The following is a 19,369-nucleotide window of genomic DNA, read 5'->3' on the forward strand; positions in this document are numbered from 1 at the left end:
TCAGCGTCGATCAAGATGGTGAAAGAAAGAATAGCATATTATTGGTGAATGACATCCCCCCTTAACGAAGGAGGGATGTATTATATATTTCCGATTACGTATAGGTCTGAAAGAGTAGGCGCAGGTTTTCCACCCTCATCTTCCAGCGTAATGGCAAAAGCTTGCGCATTCGGGATATTATTCATCTTAAACATTTGCTCTGTCGAGGCCAGCGGAAGTACACCAGCATCTACTGGTTGTCCATCTACGATGGCCCAAAGTTGGTATTGTTTTCCCTGAGGTGCGGCCGGCAGTTTTTCTGCTGTGAGGTACACGTTGGCATTTTGCGTATCCCAAAGCACTACAGCCTTGAGGTCTGGACGTCCTTCAACACCCGCTAGTGAAACAGCTTTCACAGACGGGCGTTGTAATAATTCCCATTGACTATTTGCCGCACTCAATAGCGTTTGTGTAGAGTCGCGTGCGGCTTCGGCCTGCGCCAGCATATTGTCGCTTTCCTCGCGCTGCTGATACAACAATATATTTCCGCCCAAGCTCACCGCTAATAGGATGGTGGCTGCTATAGCCAGTGTATGGTTATCACGATGTTGCGGTAATTTCACGACCTTATCCGTCTCCACTATATCAGCAGGAGCTGGGGTGTCGGCGGCGGTCGTTACTACGGATCCATGGACGTCGGCAGGCAAGCTACTTATCTGTGCCCAAATTTGGTCTTTCAGTTCCGGAGCCGGGCTAACTGCCTGTTCCGTTGCCAAATCTTCCAATAGGAGTTGTGCTTCAAGAATAGCTTCCTGAACTTCCGGATGTTTTTGACGAATACAATCCAAGACGCTTACTTCCTCTTCGGTAGCAAGTCCCAGGACGTAGGCTTCAATAATTCCTGATGATATGTATTCCTTGATATCCACAACTATTGTTCGTTTAATATTCCTCGAAGTTGCAATAACGCAGCTCGTATTCTTGTTTTTACCGTTCCAAGCGGCATTTCCAGCCGGTCAGAAATTTCCTGCTGTGTATAGCCTTCGTAGTACGCCATTTCAATAAGACGCTTCCAGTCCGGCTTCAATTTCCCCAACACACTACTCATTCCAATAAAATCTACTTTTGTCATTTGATCTATGTCCGCATATCGATGCGTTTCAGAACTATTTACGACATCTGGAAGCGATTGGTTTTTTTGTTCGTTCTGAACACGTTTAGATTTTATATAGTCGATCGAGGTATTCCGCGCGATATTAATCATCCAAGTATACAAACGCCCCTTTTCCTCATTGAAAAGTTCGACATGATTCCAGATTTTAACGAAAATATCTTGTATAACCTCGTCTGCATAGTTTTTATGCAGGACAATTCGAATGACGACACCATAGAGGGCTCCGGAATAATTATCGTAGAGATAATTAAAAGCACGTTGATCTCTTTTCTTTAATAAAGAAATCAGGGTGTCTTCCGCGAGGTAGTGTATTGGACTCAAGTAGTATCGTATTTAGGTCAAATATAACAATTCGCATCAAGAAAAGAAATAAAGCTTATTATTTATGTCTTTGTCAATCTATCTCTGTTTACCTGTCGTAGATATAAAGAAAAAATAGTTATGAAAATGTATAGTGGTTATTACGTCGTATCCCTCTTCTGTTTTATTTGTTGCGCATTTGTTTCATCTGTCCAAGCACAGACGGCATCTGTTAAAAATCCATATTACAGTAGAGTAGATACCACCGAGTTGCGAGTCAGTGATGAGGTTTGGAAAAAAATACTCCCCACAGACTTGTACCGCGTGGCACGGGAAGGAGCTACCGAACAAGCATTTACTGGTGTATACAACGATTTTGATGGGATAGGCACGTATTATTGTGCTGTGTGTGGCAATGCGCTATTTCGTTCGGACGCAAAATTTGCTTCTACCTGTGGCTGGCCATCTTTTTACGAGCCCCTTCGCGATGGTTCCGTTTTTTACCAAGATGATTACAGCTTTAATATGCACCGCGTGGAGGTACGCTGTGGTCGTTGTAGCTCCCATTTGGGTCATGTGTTTGACGATGGGCCCGTTACGGGAAAGCGATACTGCATGAATTCGATAAGCTTACAATTTGAGCCCGATAAAAAACAAAATTTTTAAAAAAAATAAATCCAGTCTGTCAAGACTGTCGTAGATGACACTGAAGATAAAAACATAAACAATTTCAATATGAAAAGAACATCCATTTGGGCTGCAGCGCTATTAGCGCTTGCCCTAAGCGCCCAAGGAGGCATCGTTAACGCTCAGGAAAAATCAGTTATTGTAGGTGGTGCACCGATGTATCCGTCTAAAAATATTGTGGAAAATGCGGTTAACTCGAAAGACCATACCACGTTGGTGGCAGCTGTTAAAGCCGCCGGGTTGGTAGAAACGTTATCGGGTAAAGGACCATTCACGGTATTCGCGCCGACCAATGCCGCTTTTGATAAATTACCAAAAGGTACGGTAGAAAATTTAGTAAAGCCGGAAAATAAGGCGATGTTAACAGGCATCCTTACCTACCACGTTGTAGCCGGTAACCATAGCGCCGAAGATTTGTGGAAACTTACTAAAAAGGGTAAGGGCAAAGCTATGCTGACCTCGGTTCAGGGCGAAAAATTAACATTATGGACAAAAGGAGACAAGCTTTATGTTCGTGATGCTAAAGGTAACGATGCGTTGGTCACGGTCGCTAACGTGCACCAATCCAATGGCGTAATCCATGTGATCGATACCGTCCTGATGCCATAACCTTCGTCAGTAAATAGTAATTCTTTAGATCCCCGTATTGGAAAATATACGGGGATTTTTTTTGGTATATTATTAAACTATTTTATGCGAACTGTGGTTATTAATGAACTTATCGTTGGTTATGAGATATCGTTTATTTAAAGACATGGTTGATCTTCTCGAAGAATTCGAAGACGACGCATCCTTGGTTGGTTCCCCTGTTAATGTTGACGCGTTCAAGCTTTGGCTTGCGGGAAAGGTTGGTCATGAACGGACGATGGAGCCGGAGCCTGATTGGGTAGGCAAGGGGCAGGGGCGTTCACCGGACAGCGTGATCAGCACCTTATTTGTGCATCTAAACAGGTATGCCAAAATGTATTCTAAAGCTGCCATACACGGATCGTTATTCTCGACGCAGGACGAATTTATATACTTGATTAATTTGCGGGCGTTCGGGGCGATGACCAAGATGGAGTTGATCAAACTCAATATTCAAGATAAGCCCGTGGGTATGCAAATCATCAGTAGGTTGTTGCAGCAGGGCTGGGTAGAGCAACGTAGTTCCTTGGTAGACAAACGGAGCAAAATCATCACACTGACTGATGTTGGACTTCGTGTTTTGGAAGCACAGATGCCAAAAATTCGTCAGGCTACGCAAATTGTCGCAGGCAATTTATCACCTGCAGAAAAGCTTCATCTTATAGGACTACTGCATAAGCTGGATCATTTTCACAAACCTATTTTCGAGTCAAACAGGGATTCCTCCAGTTTATTGGATACAGTTTTACAGGACTATTTAACACTTAAGAATTAAAGCATGCAAGGCAAAGTCGCGATTATAGGGTCTGGTTTTTCTGGTTTATCGGCAGCATGCTACTTAGCCGCAGCAGGTTACGAAGTTGAGGTTTACGAAAAGAATGAAACGATTGGTGGTCGGGCTCGGCAGTTTGAAACGAAAGAAGGTTTTCGGTTTGATATGGGGCCCAGCTGGTATTGGATGCCCGATGTGATTGCAGATTTCTTCCAAGACTTTGGCCATAATGTGGCCGATTTTTATAAGCTAACGTCGTTAAACCCGCAGTTTGAGATGGTGTTCGAAAAAGAAAGCTTGTCTGTGCCCGAGGGTTTAGGAGAGCTGCGAAAGCTTTTTGAAGCTACGGAAGAGGGCGCTGGATCCCGTTTTGACACGTTTATGGAAGCAGCGCGCTACAAATATGAGGTGGGGATGAAAGATTTCGTCACCAAACCCTGTCATTCGTGGTGGGAATTCGTTAGTCCGAAAATAGCGAAGAGTGCGATGAAACTCAATCTGTTGACCGATTTTCGAAAATATGTGCGTCAATACTTTAAAAATCCAAAGCTTGTCGCTTTAATGGAATTTCCTGTTATATTTTTAGGTGCTGCACCGAAGGATATTCCCGCGATGTATAGCTTAATGAACTACGGAGGATATGGGTTGGGGACATGGTATCCGGAGGGTGGATTTGTGCAGGTGGTGGAAGCGATGGCGAAGTTAGCTCGCGGCCTAGGTGTGCGTTTTCATCTTGGGCAGGCCGTACGCCGGATCCTTCTTGAGGGTTCGCATGTCGTAGGGATACAGCTCGATGAGGAAACCGTCATATGTGATGCCGTGGTGGGATCAGCAGACTACCAGCATGTGGAATCACTACTGCCTGCAGAGGCGCGAAATTACTCGGCTTATTATTGGGAAAAGAAAACCTTCGCGCCTTCCTGCCTGATATTCTATCTTGGATTTAAACGTAAAATAAAAGGCCTAAAGCATCATACGCTATTTTTTGAACATGAGCTAGAGAGCCATGTACATGCTATTTATACAGATAAAAAATGGCCCGAAAATCCACTGTTCTACGCTTGTTGTCCGTCTAAAACCGATCAGCATGTCGCGCCCGATGGTTGTGAAAATGTGTTTTTACTGATGCCTATTGCGACAGGTTTAGACGATAGGGATGAAACGCGTGAGCAGTATTTCCATCAGATGATAACACGTTTGGAAAAACACACAGGGGAAGAAGGGCTGTTGAACGATGTTGTGTACAAGAGAAGCTATTGTGTGCGAGATTTTGTGCAGGATTATAATGCCTATCAGGGTAATGCATACGGTCTGGCCAATACGCTAAAACAAACTGCCGTCTGGAAGCCTGCGGTCCGAAACAAGAAGGTGAATAATTTATTTTATACCGGACAATTGACCGTACCTGGTCCTGGAGTACCGCCCGCCATCATATCCGGGAAGATTATCGCGCAAGAAATTATAAAAAATAAAGAGCTACGTCATGAAAAAATTGTTTGATGAACTTGCTTTCCATATCAGTAAGGAAACGACAAAAAAATACAGCACCAGTTTCTCCCTGGGGATTTTGGCATTGGAAGCTTCCATTCGGCCTGCTATCTACGCGATTTATGGCTTCGTCCGTTTGGCCGATGAGATCGTGGATAGCTTCCATGGATATGATCGTGAAGTGCTGCTCAGCCGACTGAAAGATGAATTGGACTACGCGTTGGCGAATCGTATATCGGTGAATCCAATTTTACAGTCTTTTCAGGAAACCTATCATCGGTATGGATTACAGCGTGATTTGGTCGATCGTTTTATGGAGAGTATGGAGATGGATCTTTTTAAAATAGACTACAATGATGCCCGTTACAAGCAATATATCCTTGGTTCGGCGGAAGTTGTTGGCTTGATGTGTCTCCATGTTTTTGTAGGTGGCGATATGCTGAAGTATGAAGAGCTCAAGCCATATGCGATGAAGTTAGGCTCTGCGTTTCAAAAGGTCAATTTTCTACGCGATCTGCGCGACGATTATTGCTCATTAGGGCGCACCTACTTTCCCAACGTCGATATGCATTGTTTTGACAATGCTACAAAAGAGACTATTGAACGGGATATTGCCAGCGAATTTAGCGATGCGCTTATCGGCATAAAGCGGCTACCTTCTTCATCAAAGTTTGGGGTTTATCTGGCCTATCGGTATTATCTTTCGCTTTTCCGAAAAATTAAGGCAGCGCCCGCACAGCGCATTTTACAGGAACGTGTGCGCATACCGAATGGGCGTAAAATATCGTTGATGATGAGTAGTTATGTGCAGTATAAAATGGCTATTCTTTAATAGATAACGCAATACATATGATTTATACCTTAGAGCGTACTCAATTTTTCACCTGTGGTTTGGATGAAGCTTGGGCGTTTTTTACCAATCCGAATAACTTAGCGACCATTACGCCGGATACGCTTAACTTTAAGGTGTTGGATACCTTCGATACGCCTGAAATTTATGAGGGCATGATTATCAACTACCACGTAACACCATTGCTTGGCATTCGGCTGTCTTGGCAAACAAGAATTACGGAGGTAGTGCCTCGTGCTAGCTTTATCGACAACCAAGAAAAAGGACCGTATACATTGTGGCAGCATACGCATGAATTTTTTGCCGAAGATGGCGGCGTGCGGGTGAAAGATACAGTTCGCTATGCTATGCCCTTCGGTGTTTTAGGCACCCTGGTGCATAAGCTAATTGTTAAAAATAAGCTTCGAGAGATATTTGACTATCGTCAACAAACGCTAGAAAAAATTTTAAATTACCCCGCGCATGATTAATGTTCTGATTGTATTGGCTGTTTTTATAGCTATGGAAGGTTTTACCTGGGTGGTACACAAGTATGTGATGCATGGTTTTATGTGGCGATGGCATGCTGATCATCATGATCCCAGACATGAGAAAAGCTTGGAAAAAAACGATTATTTCTTTGTTGTTTTTGCGCTCCCGGCGATTGCCCTGCTCTACATAGGTACCATGCAAGGTTATAACAGCACCTTTTATATTGGTTTAGGGATAGCCCTTTATGGTATGGCTTACTTCTTCGTGCATGATATCTTTATCCACCAACGTGTACCTCTACTCAAAAAAACAAAGAACCCATACCTTATGGCGATCCGACGTGCGCATAAGCAGCATCACAAGCATGTCGATAAACATCATGGTGAATGTTTTGGATTCTTGTGGGTGCCGGTTCAATATTTTAAAATGTATTTCAATAAAAAATAGTGCATGGAAGCCTACACGTACTTGCTGATTAATTTTCTGACGATTGTTATTTGCTTTATCTTCTCTTTCCATAAGAAGATAAAATTTAATCGACATTTTGGCGCCTTTATAGTAGCGGCCTTGATCGTTGCGGTACCATTTATTGCGTGGGACGTCTGGTTTACGGCGCATGGTGTTTGGTGGTTTAATGATCGTTACTTGCTCGGTGTACGTATTTTTGGATTACCGATCGAGGAGATCCTGTTTTTTATTTGCATTCCGTTTTCCTGTGTTTTTACCTATTACTGCCTTACAAAATTTTACGACCTATCATGGAAACGTTCGGCAACGTCGATATTCGCGATTATTGTGATGGCTCTTTGCTTCGTGATGGGCGTGTTGTCTTGGGGAATGATCTATCCCGTTGTCACATTCTTTATGACGGCGGCCACATTCTTTTATCTGTTTTTCATTGCGAAAGCAAGATGGCTCGGCGAAGCATCGACGGTGTATGCCGTGCTACTGATTGGCTTTTTTTTGGTGAATGGGGTGTTGACTGGTACTGGCCTCGAGGAGGCTGTGGTCAACTACAACCCAAAAGATTTTTGGGGGATACGGGTGCTTACCGTCCCTTTTGAGGATGCCATATATGGCTTCAGTATGTTTCTGTGGAATATCTATTTTTTTAATTTATTCAGAAGGGTGGAGGATAAAATCAAGTGATTACATGAAAGAAAAAGTAGCAATTTTTTGGTTTAGACGCGATTTAAGAATTACCGATAATACGGGGTTGAGCATGGCATTACGCGGTGATCACCCGGTATTGCCTATTTTTATTTTTGATCCAGCGATACTGGATAAGCTGCAAAATAAAGAGGATAAAAGGGTGGATTATATCCATCAGGTTCTTTTGCATATGCAAAAAGAACTGCAGAAGCTAAAGTCGGATATACGTGTTTATCACGGTGAGCCGATATCGATTTTTAAACAACTTCTAAACGAATACGAGGTCAAAGAAGTTTATTGCAACCATGACTACGAACCTTATGCTATCCAACGCGATACAGCCATTAGCAAGTTGTTGGAAACGCAAGACGTGCCATTGAAAACCAGTAAAGACCAAGTTATTTTCGAAGCAGATGAAATCAAAAAAAACGATGGTACGCCCTATACGGTATATACGCCCTACAGCAGAAAGTGGAAAGAGCGTTTGGAGGAAAAAGATTATCGGGCTAAAGCTATGCACTATGATAACCTGCTGCGCGTGAAGAACAGGAAGCTGCCGTCATTAGCGGATCTTGGCTTTAAGAAAACATCGTTTACGTGGAAAAGACCGCAGTTAGACGCTAAGGTTATTGACAACTACGGCGAACATCGCGACTATCCAGGCGAAGATCATACCACACGATTGGGACTGGCGCTTCGGTTTGGCACGATATCCGTCAGACAGTGTGTACGTTTCGCTGTGAAACACAATGCCACATGGCTTGGTGAGCTTATCTGGCGAGAATTCTTTATGCAGATTCTCTACCATTTCCCCAACGTGGTTAACAAATGCTTCAAAGCCCCTTATGAGCATATTGCTTGGCGAAACAATGAAGAGGAATTTACACGGTGGTGCGAAGGTCGAACCGGCTACCCGCTGGTTGACGCCGGCATGCATGAGTTGAACGAGACGGGTTTTATGCACAACCGGGTACGGATGGTTGTGGCTAGCTTTTTAACCAAGCACCTGCTGATCGACTGGCGATGGGGTGAAGCCTATTTTGCAGAGAAGCTATTGGACTATGAACTGTCGTCAAACAATGGAAACTGGCAGTGGGCAGCAGGTTGCGGTTGTGATGCCGCACCCTATTTCCGTATATTTAACCCCATGGAGCAAACAAAAAAGTTTGACAAAGATTTGGTGTATATCAAGCGTTGGAATCCAGATTTTGAAGCGTTGGACAATGAGCCTATCGTAGAACATAAATTTGCGCGCGAACGCGCATTAAAGGCATATAAGAAGGCACTGGACAAAGGAAGAAATTAGTAGCGATATGGAACGTGATAGCGTGATACTGGTAAATGAAAATGACGTAGCCGAAGGCGAAATGGAAAAAATGGAAGCACATACACGTGGATGCCTGCATCGTGCTTTCTCCATCTTTATTCTGAATGCGCGGGGCGAGATGCTAATTCATAAGCGGGCATCGACGAAATACCACGGCGGGGGGCTATGGACCAACGCGTGCTGTTCGCACCCTCAGCCGGGCGATAATTTATTGGAAAGCGCCCTAGAACGCCTCGACTATGAAATGGGCATGCGCTGTGAATTGAAGGAAATGTTTTCATTTATATATAAGGGCGAGGTGGAAAACGGACTGATCGAGCATGAATTTGATCATGTTTTTTTTGGCTATTTTGAAGGCCTTCCGCAACCTAATGGAGCCGAGGTTTCTGATTACCAGTGGATCGATGTGCAGGCGTTGAAACGTTGGGTTGCCCAATCGCCTGATGCCTTCACCATTTGGTTTCGACAGGCCCTGCCGATCTTGCTTGACCAAATGACGTTGAAAAGCTTCAGCTAATTTCCCAAACATTCAGCGCCTAAGTTTCGGCTTTATTCAGGTTCCTGTTCAGAAAAATGAGATCTTAGCTCTGCAAGCTGCACGGTTTGCATATTATTTATGCCGAATTAAAAGCGTGGACGGCATATCTTTTATCGATCGTTTTTTGATGTCAAAAAGATGTTTCCAACTTTCTGTGCTCAGGACGATCAAGTCTTGATTTGCCCATAGGCTTTCGTTAAAGTCGGTATTTTCTAATCGGCTAATGTGATTAGGCGCAACCTGTTCGATAGCGCGGATCAATTCCAACGTTTCTGTGCTTTGTGCTATACGTTTTTGACTGTCTACAATCACGATCTGCGCGTTAGCATTGTGTATAAACTTCTGCGCATACGGAATAAGTTTTAAATCATGCGCTGTGAAGATAGGAAGTAAGATGCGCTCGGCTTGCTGAAAGTCGTTGTTGATAAATACGGCAACAGGAATGTGAGACCGATAGATTAGCTGCTGTGTGCTGCCGGAAAAGATCGAATTGTCGAATGGACTTTCTTTTTCCCGAACCTGCTGGATAATTTTTTCAGGATCAATCATACGACCGGTAATCGAAAATAGTTTACCAAGTGCCGTGCCATCAAAAATGGATTTTCCTGCGCCGATCAGAAGAAGGTCATAGTCGTTTTCGTTAGCTATCTCCACGATATCACTCTCGACATTGTTGGATGCTTTGAATAGGGTTGCAATCTCTTGCTCAATTTGTTTTGCTTCCTGTTTTATCGGGGCGAAGCAATCGGCTTCATAACGCGCGGCATTGTAGTGATGTAGGTCGTTACTGGCGGTGAGGTGCAAGGCTGTGAGGGAGGTGCTGCGATTTAATTTTTTAATAAGGCTATGTGCTAACCGTAAAAGGCTTGTGCTCTGCTGAGGGTGGCTGAATGCCAGCAGAATATTATATGTTCCAAACCGGCGGATTTCGCTCGGGATATTCACGCGCTTCGTTTTAAAGGCATTTTCGATGAGATCGAGGGTAGGCGCGGTCATCAGTGTGGTCACCAAGGCCATAACCACCATCATTGTAAAAATTTCCGCGGTCAATATCCCCAAATCATAACCAATATTTAACACGACCAGTTCCATTAAACCGCGAGTATTCATCAACGCTCCGATGGTCAAACTATTTTTCCAGTTTTGGCCCACAAGCCTTGCTGCCAAGGTGCTTCCCATAAATTTACCTACAATCGCCACGAGGATAACGATGCATGTAATTTGCCACAAGTACAGATCATTTAACAAGCTGATCTGCGTCCGCAGGCCCGTATAGACAAAGAATAAGGGCAGCAAAAGCACCAAGGCTATATCTTCAATTTTCTCGGTAAAGATATTTCTAAATCGATTGTTTTCGGGCATGATGGCGCCGGCCATGAACGCCCCGAATAGCGCGTGAATGCCGATAACTTCACTGAGATAGGCGCTACCAATCAACGTGAGAAAAAATATAGCGACGATGGGTTTGGCCAGGTGCTCCCGCGAGACATACATTTCCCCAATCCGACTGAGGAACGGTCTGACTAGTTTGACCATGACAAGCACAAAGGCAATCGCGAAAATAATGATGTAAATAGCACTCAGAAAACTGCCTGCTTTTACAACGGCAATAACTGCCGCTAATACGCACCAAGTAGTTACGTCGTCAACAGCCGCACACGTGATGACCAGTGCACCCAACTTTGTCTTATGAAGATCCCGCTCATGCACGATTCGCGCTAGCACCGGAAATGCCGTTATGCTCATCGAGATCCCTATAAAGAGAGCAAAGGACGTGAAATCTATCCCTGTAGGTGCTAACGATCCGTAGATGTAATAGGCGAGGCCCAGCCCCAGGGCAAAGGGTAATATGATGCTGGCGTGGCTGATCACGAACGCATTATGAACCTTCCGTTTTAGCACGCCTAATTCAAGCTGCATGCCAATAATAAACATGAAGAATATAAGTCCTACCTGACTTAATAGTTGTAGGTTGTTCAGCGAATGCACCGGGAAAAGGGTACTGGCGGTTTTCGGGAAGTATAGACTCAAAAAGGATGGACCCAGCACGATACCCCCTATGATTTCGCCGATAACCGTAGGCTGCCTTATCTTTTTGCATAGCCAGCCAAAAAAACGAGCTACGACAATAATGACGATAATTTGCAGGAGCAAAATTGCCAGAGGCTGAACTTGGTTGCTTTGTAGATGTGAAACAAACGCTGGCCATTGCAGGGTATGCGCGGTAGCGAAAAGATCGTGCCTATCGGACTCCAGATTTTTCCCTTCAAAGATTATCCAATACATAACCGCCAAAAAGCTTAACAAGATGAGAGCGTATACGATGTTGCGTTTTGAATTCTTCATATACTTGCGCGTAAAAACCTAACTATGCGTGGCATAATGGCACACTCGTTCACAAAATACAAAATTTTCTGTGCACTATATGTGGTGGAGGATGGGGAGCTAACCATATGAACGAGAGACGCTATTGGTTTAAATGGATACTTTTTGAAGGAATTCTGTTTTATATTTGTCACGCAAAGAAAAAGATCGTAATTGCCCATTTTCGGCAAGTAGGCTACTGCTAATCTCTTCGTGTGAAAAAGAAGTAACGATCGATAATGCAATAATTTCTTTTTTGTTGACCTGACAAAATGCCGTCGCCGGCAATGCTCCTTGCAAGGTGTGGAAGGAAATATTTTTTAACGTGACTTCATTTCCCGATAGCAGGTGGACAACCTTGTCACGGCTATCAAGAGCGGATGTAGTAATATAGGCTATTTGATTAAAATAGAGCAAGTACTTTCCCTTATCACTATTAACCTGTATAAACGATTTCTGTGTTTCCAACGTCTTCGTCTGCCACAGTGAAACCTTTTCTAGCGCTTGCTTCAGCCGATTTAACTGCAATGGTTTCCGAACGTAATCGATCACCTGCAAGTCAAAGGCATCGGCAGCATATTCATCATAGGCTGTCGTAAAAATTACAGCTTTCTGCGGCAGGTGCTGCACCAGGTCCAGTCCCTTGATGTGCGGCATTTCAATATCCGTGATTAGCACATCGAAATCTATATGCTGACATTCTTGCAAAAAGTCGCGCGGATCATTGAAAGCCTTTACGACTTCGATGTCCGGTATCTGTTCGCAAAGTAGCTTGAGATACGATAAGCTTGGTAGCTCATCATCGAGCAGTAAGCATTTTAGCTTTGTGTTCAAGTAAGTCAATTTTTAAATGTGCAATATATACATCGCCTTCTACAAATTTATCCAATTTATAATTATCCCGATACAGTAGATCCAGGCGTTTCGTCAGCAAGTCGCTGCCTACCCCTTGGCGCTCTTTCTTCAATGGCGTTTTGCTCGACACTTTATTGGCAACCGTAAGCGAAAAGGTATTCTCTTTGAAGATAAAGGTAACCGATATAAACGAGTTTGGACTTTGCAGATCGGCATGTTTAAATGCATTTTCGATAAGGTCGATACTGATCAGCGGTACCATCAAGCGTTGATTAAACAAGGGTTCATTGTCCTGTATTTGCTTTTTTATGCTGAGTTCGAATAATGGACTGAGTTTTACGCGATATATTTCAATCAGGCTCAGCGCAAATGCAATTTCTTGGTGTGGCGTCACATATTTTTTCTTGCTTTCATAAAGGATATAATCCAATACGCTGGATAGCGAGTCTAGGGAATGATAGGTTTGATAAGCATGGGATTGGATGGTATTGAGCACATTTTTGAATAAATGGGGATTCAGTTTGTAATCCAACTCCGATAGCTGCTGCTCGTGTAGCTTGTTTTCCACAGCGAACAACTGTTTTTCGAGATACTCTATACGCTTGCGCTGCCTCACCCACAGCGTGATCAGGAAAAATAGGGTGCCAGCTACGAGCGTAATTGTCAAATAAAAGTTGAAGGTCGCGGTGTCCATCATATCTTCGTATCTATCTAAGCAAAGAAACGAAAATACAGTTTAATGTTGGTATTTTATGATAGGATGATAAGGAATTCGAGGAAGCCTGTGTGCTTCGCTGGACAATTTTTCAAAGGCTGTCTCCCTGCGTTAGGCTAAAGCGAAACACGAGGAGACAACCTAAAGTTCTACTTTTTCTTGGATTTACTTTTTTTGGTTTCCGTGCTTGCCGCCTCGAAATCGCGTAAGATGAGGCGTTGAATAGCTTGCTCTATGCGCTCTCTGCCTTCATCTTCATTGATATCTATTCCGGCGATCGTGCTTCCGTTGTTTTTTGCGTGCAAGGTGAGGTAATAAATGCCCCCTAAAATAAGTGCAAGTGTGGCTCGGATGTCGACGTCAGTACCTTTGAACGATGGATCGATGTGTTCCAACAGCTGGTTGCCCATATTCTCGCGGTCATCGGCAACTTTGCGGAGCAGTTTATTTTTCATGCCCATTTCCCAATGGATGATGCGCTGGATAGATTTGTCTTTCAAAAAAGCATCGAACTGCAATTGAAAAACTTCATTCATAGCATCTGCACCAATGGATTCAGGTTGTTCGAGAAGTTCGGTGATGTGCGTTTTTGACTTTGCAGACCAAAAGTCCTTTTCAACAATGTATTCCTCGATCAAACCATCTAAATTGCCAAAATATAAATAAATTAATTTTGGATTTAGACCAGATTCTTTTGCAATGTTCGTAATCGTTAAACCAGAATATGTATATTTCTGCAATACCTTCCCCACAGTCGCAATTAATCGACGTTTTGTTTTTTCTTTGTCCCGGATGGGGCCGGAGACCACTTTTCGAACCTTCTTAACTGGAGGAGCTTCGACAGGGTCTATTCCTTGGTTTTTTTTTCGTGCCATGGTAAAATTTACCTTTAATAGTATATAGTGTTCGGGGATAAAATTGCCTAATTATCCCGAATATATCAAGCCTTTGTTAATTTTTTTTTGTTGCTGTGGGCCTTGGCTGATAACCTATTATGGTGTTTCACTTTAAATTGAATTTTATTGAATAATTAGAATGCAACAAACCGAATTTCTGGTCGAAAAATGGTTAATATACCTATTTATATATTTGTTTAAACATTTTTATTTTTTTATCGTTTGGGAATGCACGATAAATTTATGCGCAAATGTTATTAAATTTCACTTTTTGTTGAAAACATGGATTTAGCAAGCTGCTGCTTTGACAGCCTTTTTTCCAGCAAAGGCCTCCTGCTTATGTCGTTCCGGCTGTAAAAGTGTGTTGCCCATGGTTTAGTGGATATTCGATGTGTCGACTTTATTCTTTCCTTGTTTAATAAAAAGCACGAAGGGCACGCAAACCAAGAATAAAACACCTAAATATAGGAAAACATCCATGTAAGATAGGATAGTGGCCTGCTTCATAACAGACCCATCAATGAGCTGATATGCTTTCGCTAAAGCCTCGTTTGCTGAAAATCCTTTTCCAATGAAAGAAGCCTGTAAACCCTCAATACGTTGCTGTACTTCAAAACGCGATGGATCGATGTGCCCTATCAGGTCGATGCGGTGGTATTGGCTATCTCGAGAAATGAATGTTGTGATCAGTGCGATGCCAAAAGATCCGCCCAGTTGTCTACTCATACCGGTGAACGAAGCACCTTCGCCAATGGATTTTCCCGATAGGGTAGATAAAGAAAGGGTCATGATTGGTACGAAGAGTAGCCCCAGTCCAATTCCTCGGATAATAAGTGGCCAAAACATGTGTTCGCTTCCTGTATCGTTTGTAATGATGCCGTACATAAAAAGGGAATAACCAAAGAATATACATAGCCCCAAAGCCACCATGTATTTTTGAGGCACGCCCGATTGTATCATCTTTCCGATGAAAGGCATCATGAGTCCGGTCATGATGGAGCTCGGGATGAGGAGCATACCGGCGTCTGTTGCCGTCCAACCAAGTATGGATTGCGTATAAATAGGAATAATGAAAGTCGATCCAAATAGACCGAAACCCAGAATAAAACTCATCACGGTACCGATTTGCAGGTTTTTGTCTTTCAATACACGGAGATTGACAATAGGCTTCGCATAAGTTAGTTCACGCCAAATGAAGAAGAAAAGTCCCAGAAACGACAGAATGGAAAGCAGCACAATCGTTCGATCTTCAAACCAATCATCTTGTTGTCCATGCTCCAAAACGAACTGTAGGGAGCCGATGAACATGATTAGAAACACCATACCCCACCAGTCGACTTCTTTTGCCGACTGCTTTTGGCCGTAGCTGGGACTTTTGACTAGATATATGGTCATGATCGTGGCTAATATGCCAAGCGGCACATTGATGTAGAAAATATAAGGCCACGAGAAGTTGTCAACAAGATATCCACCGAGCGGAGGCCCCAAGGTTGGGCCTACGATGACTCCCATTCCGTAAATGGCTTGTGCCATGCTGCGTTTTTCCGGCGGATAGGTCTCCGTCAGAATGGTTTGTGCCGTCACCAATAGCGCACCACCACCCATACCTTGTAGGAATCGGAACGCGACAAGCTCCCAGATATTCGTAGCATTTCCACAGAGAAAAGATGACACGGTAAAAATAATAATGGAAGCGGCGAAATAGTTGCGCCGTCCAAATTGCTGTGACAGCCAGCTGGTCATAGGAATAATGATCACATTGGCGATGGCATAGGCGGTGATAACCCAGGCCACGTCGGTCAGGGTGGCGCCCAAGCTGCCTTTCATATCGTTGAGCGCCACATTAACGATAGTCGTATCGACGATTTCCAGCAACGCACATAAAATACAGGTGAATGTAATGAGTGCGCGTTTGAAGCCGTATTCGATGAGGTTGTTTTGATCGGATAAGGGTTCCATAGTTTACTTTACATGAACATCTACGTCTGCATTCATTCCAGGCCGTAGCATAGCGATAATTTCCGGTTTATTGCTCGGGGCAAAAATTATTTTAACCGGAAGCCGTTGAACGGTTTTTACAAAGTTTCCTGTAGCATTGTCGGGAGGCAGTAACGAGAACCGAGAGCCCGTAGCCGGAGCGAACGATTGTACTTCGCCTTCGATAATGTCGTTTGGAAAAGCGTCGACTTTGATTTCCACTTTTTGGCCAGCCCGAATTTTGTTGAGTTGGGTCTCCTTGAAATTGGCTACCACCCATGTTTCTGTATTGTTGATCACATAAAAAAGTGCTTGGCCCGGGTTTACCGATTGTCCGGGCTGCAGTTTGATATTCGATACTTGCCCATCCACTGCTGCGGTAACGACAGTATAGGAGAGGTTGAGCTCTGCAGCCTTCAGCATCGCTTTTGCCTTCTCGATATTGGCTTTCGCCACCGATGTTTGCTTGCTGGCTACGTCGGTCTTACTCATCACTGCTGCTTTTTGCGAGCTGCTCGCTTTGCGCTGTTGTTGGAGTACCTCCACTTGCTTATCGGCCTCCAGTTTTGCCGTGAGTGCCTGCTCATATTGCTGTTTGGTAATCGAGTGGTTTTCATAGAGATTTGCATAGCGATCGAAGTCATTGTTGGCCTGTTTTGCGCGGATTTCAGCGGCCTCTATGGTGCCGGTGTTTGAAAGTATGGTCGCGTCAGAGATGGCAACATTCGCGTTTGTCGCAAAGACATCAGCCTTGGAAACCTCCAGGGAGCTTTCCGCGCCAAGCAATGCGGCACGCGCTTCTTGTACGCGCACCTCGTAGTCTACAGGCTGGATCGTAAACAAGGTATCGCCTTTTTTCACCAGTTGATTATCATGTACGTAGACTTTCTCGATGTAGCCTCCTACGCGTGGTAGGATTGGGGTCAGGTTGCGCTCCACCTGCGCGTCGTCGGTTGTTTCGTGTGCCTGAGCGTGATTGTATTTATAGATTCCAAAGCTGCCCCCCAGCAGGACGACAGCTGCAAATATGATGATGAATTTTTTATTTGCAGGTTTTTTAGGTGCTGTTGTAGTTTCCATGGTGTTGTGCAGGGTTATTTTATATTCAAATGTCCAGTTGCTTGTAGCAGATCGTAATATTTTTCAATGAGCGTCGCTTCGCCGATGGCTAAATTAATTTTGCTCTGCAGCTGCTGTACATCTGCCTCAAGCAGGTCGTCGGTATCGGCCACGCCGTTTTCATATTTATCTTTTACGATGCGGTAATTTTCATTAGACTGTGCCAGTGCTTCCGCATACAGGCTGTTTTTCGTTTTTGCCAAGCTCACATTTTCCTTTGCTTCATTGATTCCATTTCTGATCTTGTCATTTGCTAGTGCGATGTTTTCATCGATGCTGCTGAGCTGCTGTTGCGCGACGCGAATCTTTTTCTTGTTTTTATAGAGCGAACCAATATCATACGAGACACCCACACCGATATTTGCTGCATTGGTTACGGTTACAAGATTTTGTACATGTAGCGCGGCATATCCGCCTGTCGCAAATAAGGTAGGGTAGTAGGCGGCTCTGCTGATGTTCAACTGATCTTGCGCGACATCCTTTTGCGAACGGAGTGATTTGATCTCGTTACGTTCCGTATTATCCTCTGCTAAGAAATCATCAAATGCCTGAATAGCATGGAGATCAATCTTGTCGATGACGGTGTTCTCGGAAAAACCCAGCAACGTATTCAGCTGGTAGTTGATCACTTTTGCGTTTTTCAGGGCTTCTTGATGGGCTACCTTAAAATTCGATAATTGCAGTTCGGCTTTCAGTAAATCGTTCCGAGCGATGATACCATTCTGCTCCATCGACTTCAAGTCAACGACTTGTTGCTCCGCTTTTTTTATGTTCTCGGCGATGAGATCGGCAGTTTGTTGCGCTTGGTAAAGCCCGAAATAAAGGTGTACGGCGTTTATCGACAAACTTTCCTTTGCGGCCAAGGTTTCATATGCTGCGGCTTTCCAACTGTCTTCGGCACTTTTGATGCCATGCTTAATCTTTCCGCCCGTATAGATGGGCATGTTGATAGCCAGCTGTCCTATAAAAAGTTGATTGGTCGCTATATTCGGGCCGTCGCCCGAGCCCATTGGTATTTTGAGATCGACGGTCGGGCTATTCATCGCTAAGTAGGTACCCGAAATTTTACTGTCTGGCAAACGGCTGTCCTTTGCCTCTTCATACTTGAGTTGGCTCGTTTTCACTTGTGCATCCCACAGCTTGGCATTGGATGACTGGGTAGCTGCTAGGTGAATAACTTCTTCCAATTCAAGATGCTTTTTGTCCTGTGCGAAGCCGAGTACACTTGTCGCTATCAAGAGGCAAGTTGTACTCCAATATTTAATGTTCATATGTTAAAATAGCTTTCAGTATATATTTTAAATGTTTTGTAAGCTCAACTTTTAGATAGCGCTCAAAGGTCATCTCTTTAGGAATATCGATAAACTCTTCGATCACCGATTTGTTCATCTTGAAATTCAAAAAAGTGCCGATCATCGTGGTGTGTAATAACAGAGGATCGTAAAAACGAAACGTGCCCTTTTCCACACCATATTCAATTACTTCCCGCAGACGCTCTATATTGTGTCTGCGCAGCTCCTTGAAAAGAACGGCATAGGAATCTCTTTTCCTGGCATTGGCTTCATTTGTCAAAATCTGATAGAGGTGTAAATCCGAAAACTTCGATTCTACATAGTGCTCCACCATTTTTTCTAAGCGCAGCAATGCATCCGTCTCGGTATTGTATTTTCTTGCGTCAAGTCTGTAAGCCTCTATACCGTGTTTGATAATGATTTCCAATAGGTTTTCCTTTGAATCGAAATAATAATTGATCATGGCAACGTTGATTTTTGCACGCTGCGCGATGTCGCGCACAGAGGTGGCATCAAAGCCATTCTGCGCAAATAGCGTTTTCGCTATCGCGATGATTTCGAGCTGTTTTTTACTTAATTCCATAGGGTTATTGAGAATCTGAGGCAAAATTAAACAATCGTTTAATTTAAACAAGTGTTTAATTTTGGGCTTTTTTGAAGATTGCTTTGGGATGATAATTCAGATCTTGTATGGGGGGTGCAATCGAGCTATTGGCTGTACGAAGGTTGTTGGTTGTTGCAGCCTGCAGTATAGCTCAAGACAGCATACCATAGCACAAGCGTATC

The 19,369-nt window shown here is 43.7% G+C and carries 20 protein-coding genes; 10 read left to right on the forward strand and 10 right to left on the reverse strand.

Annotated features, from left to right (window positions below):
• Positions 1-80: 80 nt before the first annotated feature.
• A complete protein-coding gene (locus B0I21_RS01275; RefSeq protein WP_166637747.1) occupies positions 81-908 on the reverse strand; it encodes an anti-sigma factor in 828 nt (275 codons plus the stop codon).
• A 2-nt stretch (positions 909-910) separates the two neighbouring features.
• Positions 911-1,474, reverse strand: a complete 564-nt coding sequence (locus B0I21_RS01280; protein ID WP_133638529.1) for an RNA polymerase sigma factor — start codon at positions 1,472-1,474, stop codon at positions 911-913.
• 120 nt (positions 1,475-1,594) lie between these two features.
• Here B0I21_RS01280 and msrB point away from each other — a divergent pair, with 120 nt between their 5' ends.
• From msrB to idi, 10 genes are all read left to right on the forward strand, one after another.
• Positions 1,595-2,119 carry a peptide-methionine (R)-S-oxide reductase MsrB gene (msrB, locus tag B0I21_RS01285; RefSeq protein WP_243835912.1) on the forward strand — a complete coding sequence of 175 codons (525 nt, stop codon included), beginning with the start codon at positions 1,595-1,597 and terminating at the stop codon, positions 2,117-2,119.
• A 69-nt stretch (positions 2,120-2,188) separates the two neighbouring features.
• Complete coding sequence (locus tag B0I21_RS01290; RefSeq protein ID WP_133638530.1) at positions 2,189-2,749, forward strand: fasciclin domain-containing protein; 561 nt, start codon at positions 2,189-2,191, stop codon at positions 2,747-2,749.
• Between the two features lie 121 nt (positions 2,750-2,870).
• Positions 2,871-3,542, forward strand: coding sequence for a MarR family winged helix-turn-helix transcriptional regulator (locus tag B0I21_RS01295; RefSeq protein ID WP_133638531.1), 672 nt, complete (start codon positions 2,871-2,873; stop codon positions 3,540-3,542).
• Between the two features lie 3 nt (positions 3,543-3,545).
• On the forward strand, positions 3,546-5,039 hold the full coding sequence (locus tag B0I21_RS01300) for a phytoene desaturase family protein (RefSeq protein WP_133638532.1): 1,494 nt from the start codon (positions 3,546-3,548) through the stop codon (positions 5,037-5,039).
• Positions 5,023-5,859: a phytoene/squalene synthase family protein gene (locus B0I21_RS01305; RefSeq protein WP_133638533.1), complete on the forward strand. Its 837-nt coding sequence runs from the start codon at positions 5,023-5,025 to the stop codon at positions 5,857-5,859. Before B0I21_RS01300 ends, B0I21_RS01305 begins: the two co-directional genes overlap by 17 nt.
• Before the next feature lie 17 nt (positions 5,860-5,876).
• A complete protein-coding gene (locus B0I21_RS01310) occupies positions 5,877-6,347 on the forward strand; it encodes an SRPBCC family protein (RefSeq protein WP_133638534.1) in 471 nt (156 codons plus the stop codon).
• Positions 6,340-6,795, forward strand: a complete 456-nt coding sequence (locus tag B0I21_RS01315; RefSeq protein ID WP_133638535.1) for a sterol desaturase family protein — start codon at positions 6,340-6,342, stop codon at positions 6,793-6,795. Before B0I21_RS01310 ends, B0I21_RS01315 begins: the two co-directional genes overlap by 8 nt.
• Positions 6,796-6,798: 3 nt before the next feature.
• Positions 6,799-7,497 carry a lycopene cyclase domain-containing protein gene (locus tag B0I21_RS01320; protein WP_133638536.1) on the forward strand — a complete coding sequence of 233 codons (699 nt, stop codon included), beginning with the start codon at positions 6,799-6,801 and terminating at the stop codon, positions 7,495-7,497.
• A gap of 4 nt (positions 7,498-7,501) precedes the next feature.
• Complete coding sequence (locus B0I21_RS01325) at positions 7,502-8,806, forward strand: cryptochrome/photolyase family protein (protein WP_133638537.1); 1,305 nt, start codon at positions 7,502-7,504, stop codon at positions 8,804-8,806.
• A 7-nt stretch (positions 8,807-8,813) separates the two neighbouring features.
• The gene (idi, locus tag B0I21_RS01330) at positions 8,814-9,344 is read left to right on the forward strand and encodes an isopentenyl-diphosphate Delta-isomerase (RefSeq protein ID WP_133638538.1); all 531 of its coding nucleotides are present in this window, start codon (positions 8,814-8,816) and stop codon (positions 9,342-9,344) included.
• A gap of 93 nt (positions 9,345-9,437) precedes the next feature.
• Here idi and B0I21_RS01335 read toward each other — a convergent pair whose 3' ends face one another.
• The 8 genes from B0I21_RS01335 to B0I21_RS01370 all read right to left on the reverse strand — a co-directional run bounded on the left by B0I21_RS01335 (position 9,438) and on the right by B0I21_RS01370 (position 19,166).
• Positions 9,438-11,711: a cation:proton antiporter domain-containing protein gene (locus B0I21_RS01335; RefSeq protein ID WP_133638539.1), complete on the reverse strand. Its 2,274-nt coding sequence runs from the start codon at positions 11,709-11,711 to the stop codon at positions 9,438-9,440.
• Positions 11,712-11,840: 129 nt separating this feature from the next.
• Positions 11,841-12,563, reverse strand: a complete 723-nt coding sequence (locus B0I21_RS01340; protein WP_133638540.1) for a LytR/AlgR family response regulator transcription factor — start codon at positions 12,561-12,563, stop codon at positions 11,841-11,843.
• Entirely contained in the window at positions 12,529-13,281 is a 753-nt protein-coding gene (locus B0I21_RS01345) for a histidine kinase (RefSeq protein ID WP_208292236.1), read from the reverse strand. The genes B0I21_RS01340 and B0I21_RS01345 overlap by 35 nt, the downstream gene beginning before the upstream one ends.
• Before the next feature lie 167 nt (positions 13,282-13,448).
• Positions 13,449-14,174: a TetR/AcrR family transcriptional regulator gene (locus B0I21_RS01350; RefSeq protein WP_133638541.1), complete on the reverse strand. Its 726-nt coding sequence runs from the start codon at positions 14,172-14,174 to the stop codon at positions 13,449-13,451.
• A 396-nt stretch (positions 14,175-14,570) separates the two neighbouring features.
• Positions 14,571-16,154 carry an MDR family MFS transporter gene (locus tag B0I21_RS01355; protein ID WP_133638542.1) on the reverse strand — a complete coding sequence of 528 codons (1,584 nt, stop codon included), beginning with the start codon at positions 16,152-16,154 and terminating at the stop codon, positions 14,571-14,573.
• Between the two features lie 3 nt (positions 16,155-16,157).
• Entirely contained in the window at positions 16,158-17,252 is a 1,095-nt protein-coding gene (locus B0I21_RS01360; protein WP_133638543.1) for an HlyD family secretion protein, read from the reverse strand.
• A 14-nt stretch (positions 17,253-17,266) separates the two neighbouring features.
• On the reverse strand, positions 17,267-18,562 hold the full coding sequence (locus B0I21_RS01365) for a TolC family protein (protein ID WP_133638544.1): 1,296 nt from the start codon (positions 18,560-18,562) through the stop codon (positions 17,267-17,269).
• Entirely contained in the window at positions 18,552-19,166 is a 615-nt protein-coding gene (locus B0I21_RS01370) for a TetR/AcrR family transcriptional regulator (RefSeq protein ID WP_133638545.1), read from the reverse strand. Before B0I21_RS01370 ends, B0I21_RS01365 begins: the two co-directional genes overlap by 11 nt.
• Between the last annotated feature and the right edge of the window lie 203 nt (positions 19,167-19,369).

It is taken from the genome of Sphingobacterium paludis (assembly GCF_004364125.1).
Classification (GTDB): domain Bacteria; phylum Bacteroidota; class Bacteroidia; order Sphingobacteriales; family Sphingobacteriaceae; genus Sphingobacterium; species Sphingobacterium paludis.